The 14,464-nt window shown below is 64.5% G+C and carries 18 protein-coding genes; 3 read left to right on the top strand and 15 right to left on the bottom strand.

The features are described from left to right. Nucleotides 1-5: 5 nt before the first annotated feature. From IGS61_RS11325 to flgB, 8 genes are all read right to left on the bottom strand, one after another. Nucleotides 6-1,121 carry a flagellar basal body P-ring protein FlgI gene (locus tag IGS61_RS11325; RefSeq protein WP_230539681.1) on the bottom strand — a complete coding sequence of 372 codons (1,116 nt, stop codon included), beginning with the start codon at nucleotides 1,119-1,121 and terminating at the stop codon, nucleotides 6-8. 2 nt (nucleotides 1,122-1,123) lie between these two features. After that, the gene (locus IGS61_RS11330) at nucleotides 1,124-1,774 is read right to left on the bottom strand and encodes a flagellar basal body L-ring protein FlgH (protein ID WP_230539682.1); all 651 of its coding nucleotides are present in this window, start codon (nucleotides 1,772-1,774) and stop codon (nucleotides 1,124-1,126) included. Between the two features lie 50 nt (nucleotides 1,775-1,824). Continuing rightward, nucleotides 1,825-2,607 (bottom strand): flagellar basal-body rod protein FlgG, encoded by a 783-nt coding sequence (flgG, locus tag IGS61_RS11335; protein WP_230539683.1) that lies wholly within the window; start codon nucleotides 2,605-2,607, stop codon nucleotides 1,825-1,827. A gap of 72 nt (nucleotides 2,608-2,679) precedes the next feature. After that, nucleotides 2,680-3,423: a flagellar basal body rod protein FlgF gene (locus tag IGS61_RS11340; protein WP_035821385.1), complete on the bottom strand. Its 744-nt coding sequence runs from the start codon at nucleotides 3,421-3,423 to the stop codon at nucleotides 2,680-2,682. A 95-nt stretch (nucleotides 3,424-3,518) separates the two neighbouring features. Next, nucleotides 3,519-5,066 (bottom strand): flagellar hook protein FlgE, encoded by a 1,548-nt coding sequence (locus IGS61_RS11345; RefSeq protein WP_230539684.1) that lies wholly within the window; start codon nucleotides 5,064-5,066, stop codon nucleotides 3,519-3,521. A gap of 53 nt (nucleotides 5,067-5,119) precedes the next feature. Then, nucleotides 5,120-5,815: a flagellar hook assembly protein FlgD gene (locus IGS61_RS11350; protein WP_230539685.1), complete on the bottom strand. Its 696-nt coding sequence runs from the start codon at nucleotides 5,813-5,815 to the stop codon at nucleotides 5,120-5,122. A 15-nt stretch (nucleotides 5,816-5,830) separates the two neighbouring features. Beyond that, on the bottom strand, nucleotides 5,831-6,232 hold the full coding sequence (gene flgC, locus IGS61_RS11355) for a flagellar basal body rod protein FlgC (protein ID WP_071075845.1): 402 nt from the start codon (nucleotides 6,230-6,232) through the stop codon (nucleotides 5,831-5,833). Nucleotides 6,233-6,234: 2 nt separating this feature from the next. Further along, the gene (flgB, locus tag IGS61_RS11360) at nucleotides 6,235-6,687 is read right to left on the bottom strand and encodes a flagellar basal body rod protein FlgB (protein WP_086148193.1); all 453 of its coding nucleotides are present in this window, start codon (nucleotides 6,685-6,687) and stop codon (nucleotides 6,235-6,237) included. 191 nt (nucleotides 6,688-6,878) lie between these two features. Here flgB and flgA point away from each other — a divergent pair, with 191 nt between their 5' ends. The 3 genes from flgA (at nucleotide 6,879) to IGS61_RS11375 (ending at nucleotide 8,470) form a co-directional block, all read left to right on the top strand. Then, complete coding sequence (gene flgA / locus IGS61_RS11365; RefSeq protein ID WP_230539686.1) at nucleotides 6,879-7,574, top strand: flagellar basal body P-ring formation chaperone FlgA; 696 nt, start codon at nucleotides 6,879-6,881, stop codon at nucleotides 7,572-7,574. A gap of 111 nt (nucleotides 7,575-7,685) precedes the next feature. Continuing rightward, nucleotides 7,686-7,994, top strand: coding sequence for a flagellar biosynthesis anti-sigma factor FlgM (gene flgM / locus IGS61_RS11370; RefSeq protein ID WP_034787161.1), 309 nt, complete (start codon nucleotides 7,686-7,688; stop codon nucleotides 7,992-7,994). Between the two features lie 8 nt (nucleotides 7,995-8,002). After that, the gene (locus IGS61_RS11375) at nucleotides 8,003-8,470 is read left to right on the top strand and encodes a flagella synthesis protein FlgN (protein ID WP_230539687.1); all 468 of its coding nucleotides are present in this window, start codon (nucleotides 8,003-8,005) and stop codon (nucleotides 8,468-8,470) included. Nucleotides 8,471-8,488: 18 nt separating this feature from the next. Here the strand turns inward: IGS61_RS11375 and IGS61_RS11380 are convergent, their stop codons facing one another. The 7 genes from IGS61_RS11380 to flhF form a co-directional block, all read right to left on the bottom strand. Next, the gene (locus IGS61_RS11380) at nucleotides 8,489-9,343 is read right to left on the bottom strand and encodes a hypothetical protein (protein ID WP_230539688.1); all 855 of its coding nucleotides are present in this window, start codon (nucleotides 9,341-9,343) and stop codon (nucleotides 8,489-8,491) included. A 72-nt stretch (nucleotides 9,344-9,415) separates the two neighbouring features. Further along, nucleotides 9,416-9,778 (bottom strand): translation initiation factor Sui1, encoded by a 363-nt coding sequence (locus IGS61_RS11385; RefSeq protein WP_230539689.1) that lies wholly within the window; start codon nucleotides 9,776-9,778, stop codon nucleotides 9,416-9,418. Nucleotides 9,779-9,828: 50 nt separating this feature from the next. Continuing rightward, on the bottom strand, nucleotides 9,829-10,617 hold the full coding sequence (gene motD / locus IGS61_RS11390) for a flagellar motor protein MotD (RefSeq protein ID WP_230539979.1): 789 nt from the start codon (nucleotides 10,615-10,617) through the stop codon (nucleotides 9,829-9,831). A gap of 16 nt (nucleotides 10,618-10,633) precedes the next feature. After that, entirely contained in the window at nucleotides 10,634-11,380 is a 747-nt protein-coding gene (locus IGS61_RS11395; RefSeq protein ID WP_099377957.1) for a flagellar motor protein, read from the bottom strand. After that, nucleotides 11,362-12,093: an RNA polymerase sigma factor FliA gene (locus IGS61_RS11400; protein WP_230539690.1), complete on the bottom strand. Its 732-nt coding sequence runs from the start codon at nucleotides 12,091-12,093 to the stop codon at nucleotides 11,362-11,364. The genes IGS61_RS11395 and IGS61_RS11400 overlap by 19 nt, the downstream gene beginning before the upstream one ends. Nucleotides 12,094-12,137: 44 nt before the next feature. Further along, nucleotides 12,138-13,001 carry a MinD/ParA family ATP-binding protein gene (locus IGS61_RS11405; RefSeq protein ID WP_230539691.1) on the bottom strand — a complete coding sequence of 288 codons (864 nt, stop codon included), beginning with the start codon at nucleotides 12,999-13,001 and terminating at the stop codon, nucleotides 12,138-12,140. Next, nucleotides 12,994-14,322 (bottom strand): flagellar biosynthesis protein FlhF, encoded by a 1,329-nt coding sequence (gene flhF, locus IGS61_RS11410; protein ID WP_077407863.1) that lies wholly within the window; start codon nucleotides 14,320-14,322, stop codon nucleotides 12,994-12,996. The genes IGS61_RS11405 and flhF overlap by 8 nt, the downstream gene beginning before the upstream one ends. Between the last annotated feature and the right edge of the window lie 142 nt (nucleotides 14,323-14,464).

Here is a 14,464-nt window from a genome sequence, read left to right on the forward strand (position 1 = left end):
GTCCATCAGATAATTTCGAGTTCGGCGCGCAGCGAACCGGCCGCCTTCATCGCCTGCAAGATGGCCAGCAAGTCTTGCGGCGAGGCGCCGATGGCGTTCAATGCCTTGACCACGTCGGACAGCGAAGCGCCGCCCTTGACCAGCATGACCTTGCCCGGTTCCTTCTTGATATCAATCTGCGCCGTCTGCGTGACCACCGTGCGTCCGCCCGACAGCGGCGCCGGCTGGCTCACCTGCGGCTCGACATTGATGGTGACGGACAGGTTGCCGTGCGAAATGGCGCACGTTTCCAGGGTCACGGACTGGTTCATGACGACGGAACCGGTGCGCGCATTCATGATGACCTTGGCCGCCAGGCGGGCCGGATTGACTTCGATGCTTTCCAGCTGGCCCAGGAAGGACACGCGCTGGTCGCTGCCGCTCGGCGACTGCACCTGGATTACGCGGCCGTCCAGCGCGGCGGCCGTGCCGGCGCCGTAGCGGCTGTTGATGGCGTCGACCACGCGGCTGGCGGTGGCGAAATCGGTGGCGTTCAATTCCAGGCGAATGGTGTTGTTGGCGCCCAGCGCCGAAGGCACGGTGCGCTCGACGGTGGCGCCGCCCGAGATGCGGCCCACGCTCAGGTGATTGATGACGACGGAGCTGCCGGCCGCCTGCGCGCCCACGCCGCCCACCAGCACGTTGCCCTGCGCCATGCCATACACCTGGCCATCGGCGCCCTTCAGCGGCGTCATTAATAAAGTGCCGCCGCGCAAGCTTTTCGCATTGCCCATCGACGACACGGTCACGTCGAGCAACTGGCCCGGCTGGGCAAACGCGGGCAAGGCCGTCGTCACCATCACGGCGGCCACGTTTTTCAGCTGCAAACTGGTGCCTTGCGGCAAGTTGATACCCTGCTGCTGCAGCATCGCCGCCACGCTCTGAATGGTAAACGGCGTCTGCGTGGTCTGGTCGCCGCTGCCGTCGAGGCCGACGACGAGGCCATAGCCCATCAGCTGATTCTGGCGCACGCCGGCGATGCTGGCCAGATCCTTGATGCGCTCGGCCTGCGCCACGGGCGCCAGCAGGGAAATGGCCAGGCCGCAGATGGCGGCAATGCGGGGGAAAGTCAAGGTGGCCATGATCAGAATGGCAGCAGGCTGAGGAAGAAGCGCGAGGCCATCGAGGCCATTTCGGCGCGGTCGATCTGGCTGTTGGTGCGGTATTCGACGCGCGCTTCGGCCACCTGGGTCGATGGCACGACGTTGCCGGCGCCGATGGTGTCCGGATTGACCATGCCCGAGAAGCGGATGAATTCCGTGCCCTTGTTCATGGCGATCTGTTTCTCGCCGGCGACGATGAGATTTCCGTTTGGCAATACCTCGATCACCGTCACGCCGATCGTGCCGCTAAACGTGTTGCTGGCGGACTGGTTGTCGCCATCGGCAAATTTCGTCGCGCCATTCGCCGCCACGGTGCCGCCCAGGCGGCCCTGCAGCATGCCCGGCGTGCTGAAGCCCACGCTGCCCGACTTATTGCCGGAACTGGCGCCCGCCTTGACGGCATTCGTGCGCTCGGTGATGGCGATCGTCATGGTGTCGCCCACGTGGCGCGCGCGGCGGTCTTCGAAGGCGGGCCGGTAGGTCGACGGCTGGTAGATGGAACCGTTGTTGACGACCACCGGTTCGGGCATCGGCGCGCGCGTGGAGGTCGGGTATTGCACGATGGACGTGGGCGTGATGGCGCAGCCGGACAGCAGGACTGCGGACAACAGGGCGATGATGGGGTATTGCATGGCGAACCTCCGCTGCCATCCGGCGGCGGATGGCATGACGACTATGAAAATTAAAGTTGCGACAATTTCTGCAGCATTTGATCGGATGTGGTGATGGCCTTGCTGTTGATCTCGTAGGCGCGCTGCGTCTGGATCATGTTGACCATTTCCTCGGCCACGTTGACGTTCGAGGTCTCGATATAACCCTGCATCAGCACGCCGGCGCCGTTGGTGCCCGGGCTGTTGGTCTGCGCCACGCCGGAAGCGCCCGTTTCCATGTACAGGTTTTCGCCCTTCGATTCCAGGCCGGCCGGGTTGACGAAAGTGGTCAGCTGCAGCGAGCCGATTTGCGATGGCGCAACAGTGTCGGGCAAGGTGACGGAGACGGTGCCGTCGCGCGCCACGGTCAGGCTCAGCGCATTCGTCGGCACGGTGATGGCAGGCTGGATGACGAAGCCTTCCGAGGTGACCAGCTGGCCGTTGGCGTCCGTCTGGAACGAGCCGTCGCGCGTGTAGGCGGTGGCGCCGTCCGGCATCAGCACCTGGAAAAAGCCCGTGCCGTTGACCATCACGTCGCGCGAATTGCCCGATGCCTGGGGATTGCCCTGGGTATGGATGCGTTCGGTAGCCACGGTGCGCACGCCCGTGCCGATCTGCAAGCCCGATGGCAGCTGGGTTTGCTGCGACGATTGCGCGCCCGGCTGGCGCACATTTTGATACAGCAAGTCTTCAAACACGGCGCGCGACTTCTTGAAGCCCGTGGTGCTGACGTTGGCCAGGTTATTGGCGATCACGTCCATCTGCGTCTGCTGCGCTTCCAGGCCGGTCTTGGCTATCCAAAGTGAACGAATCATGATTTTTCTCCAATAACAGCGCTGGTCAGCCCTGTAGACTATTTCTATGTGACCATTATGCGTTGACCCCTATCAATTCAAAGCGAGGATCTGGGTGGCTTTCGCCGCGTTATTCTCGGCATTCTTCAACAGGCTCATTTGCGTTTCGAACTGGCGCGCCAGGGCGATCATGCTGACCATGGAGTCGACGGGGCTGACATTGCTGCCTTCCAGCGCACCGGTAGTCAGCTTGACGGCCTGGTCGGCCTGCGCCACCGTGCCATCCTTCAGGCGGAACAGGCCGTCGTCACCGCGCACCAGTTGCTGCTCGGGCGGGTTGACCAGCTTGATGCGTCCCAGCACTGTCGACGGGCCCGGCGGCACGTCGGTGGAAATCGTGCCCACCGTGCCGTCGCTGGCGATGGCCACCGTCACGCCGGGCGGAATCGCCATGGGACCCGTATCGCCCTGCACCATCAGGCCCGACTGCGTCTGCAGCATGCCGTTTTCATTGAGCTTCAGGGCGCCGTTGCGCGTGTAGGCTTCGGAACCGTCGGCCGACTGCACCGCGATCCAGCCGCCGTTTTCCACGGCCACGTCGAGCGCGCGGCCCGTGTGCTGCATCGGGCCTTGCGTGAAATCGGAACCGACCGTCGAATCGACGACGAAGGTGCGCGTCGGCATCATGCCATCGGCCACCACGGGCACGGCGCGGAACGAGTCGAGCTGGGCACGGAAACCCGTGCTGGTGGCGTTCGCCAGGTTGTTCGCCGTGGTCGCCTGCTTGTCCAGGATATGCTTGGCGCCCGAGCCGGCGGTGTAGATGAGACGGTCCATGTTTTATTTCTCCTGTTGCCTGAAACCCAAGGTAGAAACCGGGGTCGGACCCTGAGGGTCCGACCCCAGCCTTTCGCCGTTAGGGGTTCAATCCGTTAACGCAAGTTCACCAGAGTCTGTAAAACAGAATCCTGCGTCTTGATGGTCTGCGCATTCGCCTGGTAGGCGCGCTGGGCCGTGATCATGTTGACCAGTTCCGCCGTCAGGTCGACGTTCGACACTTCCACGGCCGAGGCGCGCAAGTTGCCCAGGGTACCCGTCTTCGGCTCGCCCGTGATGGGCTTGCCCGAGGCCGAGCTTTCCACCCAGGCGTTGTTACCCAGCGGCTCCAGGCCGTTCGGGTTGGTAAAGTTGCTCAACACCACCTGCCCCAGGGCGCGCGTTTTGCCATTGTTGTACTGGCCCTGGATGACGCCGTCGTCGCCCACGATGAACTGGCTCAGCTGGCCCGCCTTGTAGCCGTCCGCTTCCGTTTTCTTTTCCGCCGTGGCGGTGCCCAGCTGGGTCGATTTGCTGAAATCGACCTGGACCGACAGGGTCGGATTGGCACCCGTGGCCGGGAAGATCGGCAGGTTGACAGTGACGGGCAAGGTTTGCGGCGGCGTCAGGGCCAGCATGGCGGCCCGGTCCAGGCTGCCGACCGTATTGAAGACCAGCGAACCGGTCTTGACGGCGGGCACCGTGGTCACGGCGCGGATGGCGGCGTCGATCTGGTCGGGCGTGCGGCTCGAGTTGATGCCATTCGGCACGGCACTGCCGTAGGTGGCGGCGATGGCGGCCAGTTGCGCCGGCGTGGCGCCCGCGGCGGCGGCGGCGGCCGACACGGCGGCGCCGACCGCATTGCCATAGGCGACGGCGGCCGTCGTCACATTGGCCGGCACCAGCGGCACGGCCGTGGCGGCGGCCTGGTAGGCGGCGCGCGCGGCCAGCGAGGCAGGGTCCGTCTGCAGGGCGGCCGCGACCTTCATGCTGGTCACTTCCGTGCCGTCAACGGCCGAGTATACGTCCCAGGTGTTGGTGCCCGTCTTGACGTAGAAATTCGACATGATGTGGGAATTGCCCAGCGAATCGAAGACTTCGACGGGGAATTGCTTGCTGTACGTGGTGTCATCCGTGAGCTTGAACGGCACCGTGGTCGGCATGGCCGTATTCGAATTGAGGTTGACTTGCGTGTCGACCTTGGTCGTTGCCTGGGGTTTCATGTCCGACTGGTCGATCTGCAGGGGCACGACGGCGCCGGCGACGATCTTGCCGTTGGCGTCGGCCGCATAGCCGGTCAGCTGCGCCAGCTGGGCGTTGACGATGAAACCGCTCTTGTCGACCTGGAACTGGCCATTGCGCGAGTACTGGACGGCGCCGTTGACGCTGGTACGGAAGAAGCCGCCGCCATTGATGGCGATGTCGAGGGGATTCGACGACGATTCCAGGTTGCCCTGGTTAAATTGCTGGGCGATTTGCGAGACCGACACGCCGATCCCCGCCTGGTTGCCGCCCACGCCATACAGCGAGTTGGCATAAATGTCAGCGAACTGGGCCTGCGACTGCTTGAAACCGACGGTGGACGAGTTGGCGATGTTGTTACCGATGACGTCCAGCGATTTGGCGGCGCCATTCAAGCCGCTCAGGCCTTGTTGGAAAGACATTGTGTTCTCCTGGTAGAAATTAGGGGGTGAGGGTCACGCTAAGGGGAAGCGGCTTACAGAATCTGTTTCACGTCGGCCATGGTGATGCTGCCCACGCCCGGGACATTCAATTTCACGCCCTTCGCGCCCGTCGACACGCTGGCGACCGAACCGAACATCAGCGCCGTTGCATCCTTGAGCTTGGTGCCGCCGCGCGTGGCTTCCACCGCGAAGGTATACGCGCCGTCGGCCAGCACGACCGGCTTGCCGTCCTTGTCGAGGTCGGCGGTGGAGCCGTTCCAGCCCAGCGGCAAGGTACCGGCAGGCTGCGCGCCCAGGTCGATGGAATGGACTTCCTTGCCATCCTTGTAGATGATGACCTTGACCTTGTCGGCGGCCGTGGCAAGGTCCACGCCCAGCAGCGCGGCGCTCTTGCTCAGGTTGATATCCTTGCCTGCCGTCAACACGCCGTGGCCGATGATATTGGCCGCCTGCATGGATTCGGCTTGCTGGTAGCTGGCTTTCAAGCTTTCCACGGTGGTATTGAGCTTGTTGACGCCCGTCACCGTGGACAGCTGGGCCAGCTGGCTGGTCAATTGCGCATTGTCCAGCGGATTCATCGGATCCTGATTTTTCAGCTGGGTGACCAGCAGGGTGAGGAATTTGTTCGTTTCCGCTTCGACACTGCCTGCCGCGGCCGTCGTCTTCTTCGGATTCATCGTCGCCATCAGGTCGGTGGTGACGGAGGTCGTGGTATCGATGGTTGCCATAATGATCAGTCAGCCTTACTGGCCGAGGGTAAGGGTTTTCAGGAGCAGCGACTTGGCCGCGTTCATGGTTTCCACGTTGGTCTGGTACGAGCGCGAAGCGGACAGCATGTTGACCATCTCGTCGACCGTATTCACGTTGGGCATGGTGACGTAGCCCTTCTCGTCGGCCAGCGGGTTCTTCGGGTCGTACACCAGCTTCATCGGCGACGGGTCCTCGATCACCTTCTGCACCTTGACGGCCGTGGCGCCGTTGGCCATGGGCACGGCTTCGAACACCACCTGCTTGGCGCGGTAGGCTTCGCCCGTGGCGCTGGTGGCGCTGTCGGCATTGGCCAGGTTGCTGGCCACCGTGTTCAGGCGCTGCGCCTGGGCGCTCATGGCCGAACCGGAAACATTGAAGATATTAAATAGCGACATGATTATTGTCCTCCCTGGATGGCCGTCAGCATGCCCTTGATCTGCGAGTTAAGGAACGTGACGGCCGCCTCGTAGCGGATGGCATTGTCGGCAAAGGCGTTGCGTTCCAGGTCCATGTCGACCGTATTGCCATCGACGGCACCCTGGGCCGGCGCGCGGTACAGCAGCGGCGTGCCGTCGGCCAGGGTCTCGACCTTGCCGCCCGTGCTGCCGCCCACGGCGGCGGCCACGCCCTTGCCGGGCATATGCTGCGGCGCCGTGCCCTTCAGGGCCGGCGGCACGCCATCCTTGCGCGCCATCGCCCCCTTCAGGGCGGCGGCGAAATCGACGTCGCGCGCCTTGTAGTTGGGCGTGTCGGCATTGGCGATATTCGAGGCGAGCAATTCCTGGCGCGTCGAGCGCAGGCTCAGCGCCGTCTCGTTGAAGCGCATGTAATCGTCGAGTTTCCCTATCATGTCAGGCTCCGGAAAGATCTGCCACTGGCGCCCGAGATGGCGGAAGGATGGCGGTATAGTGATGACAGGAAACATAGTACGGCGCCCGCCCGCAAGGCCATCGCCGGATCAGACCATACTTTTACCCCTTAATCGGCGCTTCGAACGGGGCCGCGCGCACTATCATGGCACTATTCCAGAGGCCTATCACCATGAAAACACCGCTCGCTTTCCTCTTCGCTCTTGCCGCCCTGACGCCGTTGGCGCAGGCGCAGAACGCCGGCCGGCAAACGCCGGAAGCGCTGCGCAACAGCGTGGAACAATTCCTGCAAGTGCAAAGCAATGGATTGCCGGGCAAGGTGACGATCACCGTCGGCGCCGTCGATCCGCGCCTGAACCTGGCCGCCTGCCCCGCGCCGCAAGCGTTCATGGCGCCGGGCGCCCGCGCCTGGGGCAAGACCACCGTGGGCGTGCGCTGCACGGCCCCGTCCAGCTGGACCATCTATCTGCAAGCGAACGTGGCCGTCGTGGGCGACTACGTGGCCAGCGCCGTGCCGCTGGCGCAAGGGCAAGCCATCGACGCCAGCCAGCTGGTGACGATGCAGGGCGACCTGGCCGCATTGCCGGCAGGCATCGCCACCGACATGGCCCAGGTGGTGGGCGCCAGCACGAATATTTCCTTGCCGCCAGGCACGCCGATGCGCCTCGATACCCTGCGCCGCAAGCCAGTGGTGATGCAGGGCCAGCTGGTACGCGTCGTTTCCAGTGGCAACGGTTTCCAAGTGGCATCAGAAGGACGCGCCATCGGCAGCGCCGGCGATGGCCAGACGGTGCAGGTACGCACGCAGAGCGGCCAGCAGATCAGCGGCGTGGCGCGGGCTGGCGGGCTGGTGGAGGTGGCGTTCTAAACACGGATGGATAGCGATATTGTAGTCTGGCGCACTAAAGTTCCTGGATAAGATGCCGATAAGAAGTCATATCCCGGAGTTTTTTGACTTCGACCAGACGAGGATCACGCTGTGAAAATTACCGACAACACCATTAAAAGCAATCCCGGCCTGCCGGTGGCGCCCGCGAGCACTTCCGGCGCCCGGAATGCCGAGAAAGCCCAGGCAACACCGACGACGTCGGACAATGTACGCCTGTCGCCGCAAGGACAGGCATTAGCGGCCAGTGCAACTGCCGGCAGCGGCGCCGTGTTCGACACGAAAAAAGTCGAACGCATCAAGCTGGCGATCGCCGACGGCCAGTTCCAGGTCAACTCTGAAAAAGTGGCGGACGGGCTCCTCGACACAGTCAAGGACTTGCTGCACTCACGAAATAGATAGGTTCCCTCATGCAATCAGTGACTCCGTTTTCCAGCCTGCGCGACGAGCAACAGCTCATGACCACATTGCTGGCATTGATGAAAGAAGAACAGCGGCATCTGGTTGCGGCTGACATCGATGCAATCACGGAGCTCACCGTACGCAAGACGGCACTCGTCGGACAACTGAGCCAGCTGGCGGCGCAACGCCACCAGGCGCTGGCGGCAGCCGGCTTCACGGCCGCCGAAGCGGGCATGGAAGACTGGCTGACCGGCGCCAATGAAGCCGAAGCGGCGCCCCTGTGGAAAGCCCTGCTCGAGACGACGCGCGAAGCCAAGGAACAAAACCGCCTGAACAGCCTGCTCGTCAACAAGCACATGGTTCATACGCAAGGCGCCCTGAACGCCATGCGCCCCCCGGCCCAGAGCGGCAATTTCTACGGCCCCAGCGGCCAGGCGACGACAAACACGGCCAGCCGCCGCGTCGTCATCGGCTAGCCCCCCTTCTTTGCCCGTTCAGCCGTGCGCGGGACGCCCCGTGTGCTGGCGGAATTTTGCCGCGATGGCCTGCCCCTTCGCCGCGGCGGCGGCTTGCTGCTCCGGCGTCAGTTCCGCCTGCAGCCAGTGCCAGTATTCATCCTGATACGGATTGGTGACGCCGGGCGCCAGGATATCGTCATACACGAGGCGCAGGGCCAGCAGATAGCCGTACGCTTGCGGCGCATCCTTCTGCACCACCTCGCCGTCGCGCAGATACGCCATCATCAGGGTAGCCACGCTGGAGAGTTCAGCCTCGTCCGCCTGCGCCGTCAGCTGGGCGATGGCTTGCCGCTTCCACGCCTGCACCAGCGGATCGTCGGGACGGTTGCGCAGGGCGCTGCGGTCGCCGAACGGCCCTTCCGACAGGAACAGGGTGGCCGCACCGGGCACGCCGCCTTGCGCGGCGCTGGCCAGGTAAGCCAGGCGATCGTCGCGCTGGCGCTGCGTCAGCCCCCCGCACAGCTGCTGCTGGGCGGCTTTTTCTTCCGCCGTCATCTCGCGTCCCAGCTCGAATTCCAGCCCCGGCAAGCGGTTTTCGCGCTGGAAGACGATGCAGTCGTCGATCAGGTTGAAGGCAGCATACGCGTCTTGCGCCCTGCCGCTGGCAGCCAGGCGTTCGAGCCGTTGCGCCAAGGAAACGACAACGGGCGCTTCAGCCGCAGGGACGGCGGCATCGATAGTCAAATACGATTCCAGGCTGCGTCCCGCCGGCGCGCTGGCGGCAGCGGTGGAAGATTCCGGCGCCCCGCCGCCGGGTGCGGGCCAGTACACGAGCGCCAGCACTGCCGCGATGGCAGCGGCGATGGCGATACTGGTGAATTTGACGTTCATGGTGAGGATGCGCGTGGACGGAAGCGCACGTTACCACAGGCCTGCGGCAGCGGGCCGCACGCCTGCGCACGCTCAGCCGCCGGCCTTTTTCGGCTGGTGGCCCAGCTTGGCCAGCGCGGCCATCACCGTCTCGACGTGGTCGCCCTGCACTTCGATCACGCCATCCTTGACCGTGCCGCCCGAGCCGCACTGCGTGCGCAGCTGCTTGCCCAGCAGGGCCAGCGCGATGGCGTCCAGCGGCAAGCCTTTCACCACAGTGACGCTTTTGCCGCCGCGGCCCTTGGTCTGGCGCGACACGCGCACCACGCCGTCGCCGATTGGTGCCGCCTTGGCTTGCGCCTGGCAGGCGCACTGCGCCAGCGGCTGGCGGCAGGCGGGGCACATGCGGCCCGTTTCAGTGGAATACACGAGACCGCCCAGGGAACTGCTTTTCATGATGAAGAGATAAAAAGGGAGAAGGCCGCGATTGTACCAAGCGCCGGGGTTCAGTTGGCGGGAGCCGGAGCAGGTGCTATGGGCGGCGTCGGCACTTCCGTCACCGTTTCCGGGATGCCCGACAAGATCGTCACGGCCACGCGGCGGTTGCGCGCACGCCCTTCCGGGGTTTCGTTGGGCGCCACGGGGATGTTGTCGGCGTGGCCGACGGCCGTCAGGCGCGTGGCCTTGACGCCGCTGGCGATGAACAAACGCACCACGGCGCTGGCGCGCGCGGCCGACAGTTCCCAGTTCGAGGCAAAGGTCGAATTGCTGATCGGCTGGACGTCCGTATGCCCTTCCACCTGCACGTCGTGCGTGTCATCCTTGAGCAGCACGGCGACGGCGCGCAAGGCCTGGTCCGATTCCGCCGTCAGGCCCGCCGCGCCCGGGTCGAACAGCACGCTGGCGTTGATTTCCACGCTCACGCCGCGGCTCGTCTGCGTCACGCGGACCTTGCCTTCCTTCACCAGCGGCGCCAGGGTGGATGTGAGGTCCTGCGCCAGGCGCGTCATGTGTTCGCGCTCGCGTCGGATGGCTTCCGTGCGGCGTTTCAGGGCGGGGTTCGGCAGCGGAATGGCTTGCGGCGCTTCCATGATGATGGGCGGCGCGCCCTTTTCCAGGCTGAAGGCCTGGCCGATGGCATTCTGGAAGACGCGGTATTTTCCTTCGTTGACTTGCGAAATCGCATACATGACGACGAAAAAGGCGAACAGCAGGGTGATGAAGTCGGCGTACGAGATCAGCCAGCGGTCCTGGTTGTCCGGTTCCTCGTCATACTTCCTGCGCGCGCGCCGCATCATGGTCAGTGCTCGCTCAGTGCTCGTGAAGCAGGCTGGCGACGCGCTCTTCGATGATGCGCGTATGGTCGCCCGTGGCGATGTCGTACAGCACGGCGGCCGTGATTTCGTACTGCAGCACGCGGCGCGAGACGATGGCCTTGAGTTTATTGGCCACCGGCAGGAACAGCAGGTTGGCCAGGCCCACGCCATAAATCGTCGAGACGAAGGCCACGGCGATGCCGCTGCCCAGCTTGCTCGGGTCGGTGAGGTTTTCCATGACGTGGATCAAGCCCAGCACGGCGCCCAGGATGCCGATGGTGGGTGAATAACCGGCCGCCGATTCCCACACCTTGACGGCCTGGCGCTCGGCCATTTCGTAGGCGGAGATTTCCACGTCGAGCAGCTGGCGCAGCTTGTCTGGCGCGATGCCGTCGACGATCATGCGCAAGCCCTTGGCATTGAAGCGGTCGGCCGTGTTTTCCATCAGGCGTTCGAGCGCCAGCGGGCCGTCGCGGCGCGCCGTCAGGCTCCATTGGCCGATGTCGCGCGCCAGCGCGGCGCGCGTGTCGGACGGCGGCAAGAACACCCAGCGCAGCATTTCCAGGCCGCGCACGAAGGTGCGCAGGCGCGTCTGCAGCAGCACGGCGCCGAAGGTGCCGACGATGACGATGGCGAAGGCGGCCGGCTGCAGCAGGGAGGCCATCTTGCCGCCTTCCAGTGCCTGGCCGACCAGCAGGCCCGCCAGCGCCAGCGCCAGCCCGATTACGCTGGACCAGTCCACGCCAGCTCCCTCAAGGTTGCGCGCAGGCGCGCGACGGCCTGGGTATGCAGCTGCGAGACGCGCGATTCCGATACGCCCATCACCGCGCCGATCTCCTTCAGGTTCAGCTCTTCTTCGTAATACAGGCCCATGAGTATTTTCTCGCGTGGCGGCAGCGCGTCGATGGCATCGATCACGGATTGCCGGAAATCGGTGTCAAGCAGGGAACGCAAGGGGTCGCTGCCCTCGTCCACGCAGTGGCGGTCGAGGAAGCTGTCATTGCCGTCCGGATCATGAAAGTCTTCGTAGTACACCAGTTGGTGGCCGCCGCCGTCGCCCAGCATTTCCTGGTAGTCGGCCAGCGACATTTTCAGCAGTTTCGCCACTTCCGACTCCGTCGGCGGGTGGCCCAGGCGCTGCTGCAGGATGCTCATCGCCTCTTCGATCTTGCGCATGTTCTGGCGCATGCTGCGCGGCAGCCAGTCGCTGGTGCGCAATTCGTCGAGCATGGCGCCGCGGATGCGCAGCACGGCATACGTCTCGAACTGCGCGCCATGCGTCTCTTCATAGCGGGTAATGGCATCGAGCAGGCCGATCATGCCGGCCTGGATCAGGTCATCGACCTCGACCGAAGGCGGCAATTTCGCCTTCATATGGTGCGCCAGACGCTTCACCAGCGGAATATGCTCCGTCAGCAAATAGTCCTTGTTCGATTTCCCTTTGACCGTGTACATAGGCTGCTTATTGTTTTAACTGCTATCGTGTGCGGATGATGGAATCAGGCGCTGAACTGGTGCGGGCTCCCCGTCTGGTACAAGGTACCGCCGAGCACCGGCGCCGCCGAACGGGCCAGCCGCTCGGCCAGACCGCGAAACGCCACCGAGGCGCCCGCCAGCGGAAACGCATCGACCACGCTGCGGCCCAGACGCGCCGCGCGGTGCAGATACTCATCGGCAGGCACCGACCCCATCGAGGTCAGCTTCACGGCCAGGTAACGGCTTGCCGCCTGCGCCATATTATCGTACACCACTTTTGCCTCGGATTCGGAAGCGCCGGTGACGAGAATGCCGAACGGACGGCGCCCCAGCTCCTGGCTCAGGCGCTTGATCAGGCAGTAGGCCGCCTTGATCGAGGTGGCACTGGTCGACACTTGCACCACGATATCCGACGAAGCCATCAGCGGCACGGGGAAGCAATCGCCCTCGTCGGCCACGACGCCGTCGACCAGCACGATGCCGCTCTGGCGCGCCAGCACCTCGAAAGTCTTGCCCAGGCGGCGCAGTTCATCCGCGCCCGCATAATCCATGCTGTCCATCAAATGGTTGCGCGCGCCCAGGCTGGCCACGCCGAAGCCTTGCGGCACCTGGTGGATGACCTGGTTCAAGCCGCACTGCTGGCGCGCCACGTCGCGCAGGCTGGCGCCGTGCGCCAGTCCCAGGCGCGATGCCACGCCATCGCTGCCGCCGCTGGCGTCGAGCAGCAGCACGTCATTGCCGCCATAGACGAGCGACGCGCCCAGGTTGACCAGCATGGCGCCCTTGTCGTCCTGCGGCGTGGCCGAGAGGAACGTCATGACGCGCGGCTGCGGGCCGGCCAGCATGCGGCGCAAGCCTTCGGCCTGGTCGAAATCGAAATTAGCCAAGGTGCACCCCGCGCGCTTCATTGTTGCGGGCGGCCGCCTGCGCCATCAGCAGCGGCAGTTCGGCATCGGAAAACTGCGTCGCCGCCGCATCGCGCTTGAGCTTGAAGGCGCGGTCGATCAGGTAGCCGCGGTCGGCCAGGTACAGGTCTTCCGGCACGCGCTGGCCGTTCGACACATAAAACAGGTTCAGCTTCTGGCGGATCACCACGTCGAGCACATTGCCGATCGAGGCCGCTTCATCGAGCTTGGTCATGATGCAGCCGGCCAGGCCGCTGCCCTGGTAGGCGCGCACCACTTCGTTCAGCGTTTCCTGCGTCGCCGTCGAGTTCAGGCACAGCAGGCGCTTCACGTCGGCGCCGGCGCCCGACAGCATGGCTACCTGCTCCGTCACCATCTGGTCGCGCTGGCTCACGCCCACCGTATCGATCAGCACCGTGTGCTTGTTTTTCAATTCTTTCAGGGCGATGCGCAAGTCCGCCTCGTCCTTCACCGAATGCACCATCACGCCGAGGATCTTGCCGTAGATGCGCAGCTGTTCGTGCGCGCCGATACGATAGGCGTCCGTGGTGATCAGGGCCAGTTTTTCGGGGCCATGGCGCATCACGCAGCGCGCCGCCAGCTTGGCCGTGCTGGTGGTCTTGCCGACGCCGGTCGGGCCCACCAGGGCGAATACGCCGCCCTGCTCCAGCATGGCGTCTTCGTTAGCCACAGTATTGAGGTTGCGGCTCAGGACCGTCTTGATCCAGCGCATGCTTTGCGCGCCGTCGAGGCCGGCAGGCAGCTTGTCGATCAGGTAGCGCGCCAGGCTGGCCGAGAAGCCGGCGGCCAGCATTTCGCGCAGCACGACGGCTTTTTGCGGCTCGCGCTGCTGCGTCGAACCCCACGAGATTTCCGCCAGCTGGGTTTCCATCATGCCGCGCATGGCGCGGATTTCATTCATCATGCCGCTCATTTCGGCGGCGGCGTTTTCCTTGACGTGCGCCAGCGCGCTGGCCATCATCTGCTGCATGCGGGCCATGTCCACTGGCTCGGAGGCAGCCTGGCGCGGTGCGGCAGGACGTGGCGCGGCCGGGCGCTGGGCCGGGGCGGCCGCACGCTGCGGCGTGGCGAACTGGGTCTGCAACTGGGGACGGGGCTGGGCCATTTCGGAGGCGGCCGGCGGCGACGCCAGCGAAGCGGCATCGTCATTGGCCAGCGCGAGGATTTCCACCACGCCATCGGCCTGGCGGTTCGACAGGATCACGGCATCGGGGCCCAGCGCTTCGCGCACCTTGCGCAGCGCATCGCGCGACGAGGCGCCCGTAAATTTCTTCACATTCATGACCGGCCTCCCGGGGCGGGGGTGGCGCAATATGGGCTGAACTGTGTGACCATCATCGACTCCTGTTGCTTGAGTGCTGTCTTCCACATGGACACAGATCACCCGGACAGTTTCCATTATTAGCGATGCTTGGAGGAAATGA

It is taken from the genome of Janthinobacterium sp. FW305-129 (assembly GCF_020858115.1).
Classification (GTDB): domain Bacteria; phylum Pseudomonadota; class Gammaproteobacteria; order Burkholderiales; family Burkholderiaceae_D; genus Janthinobacterium.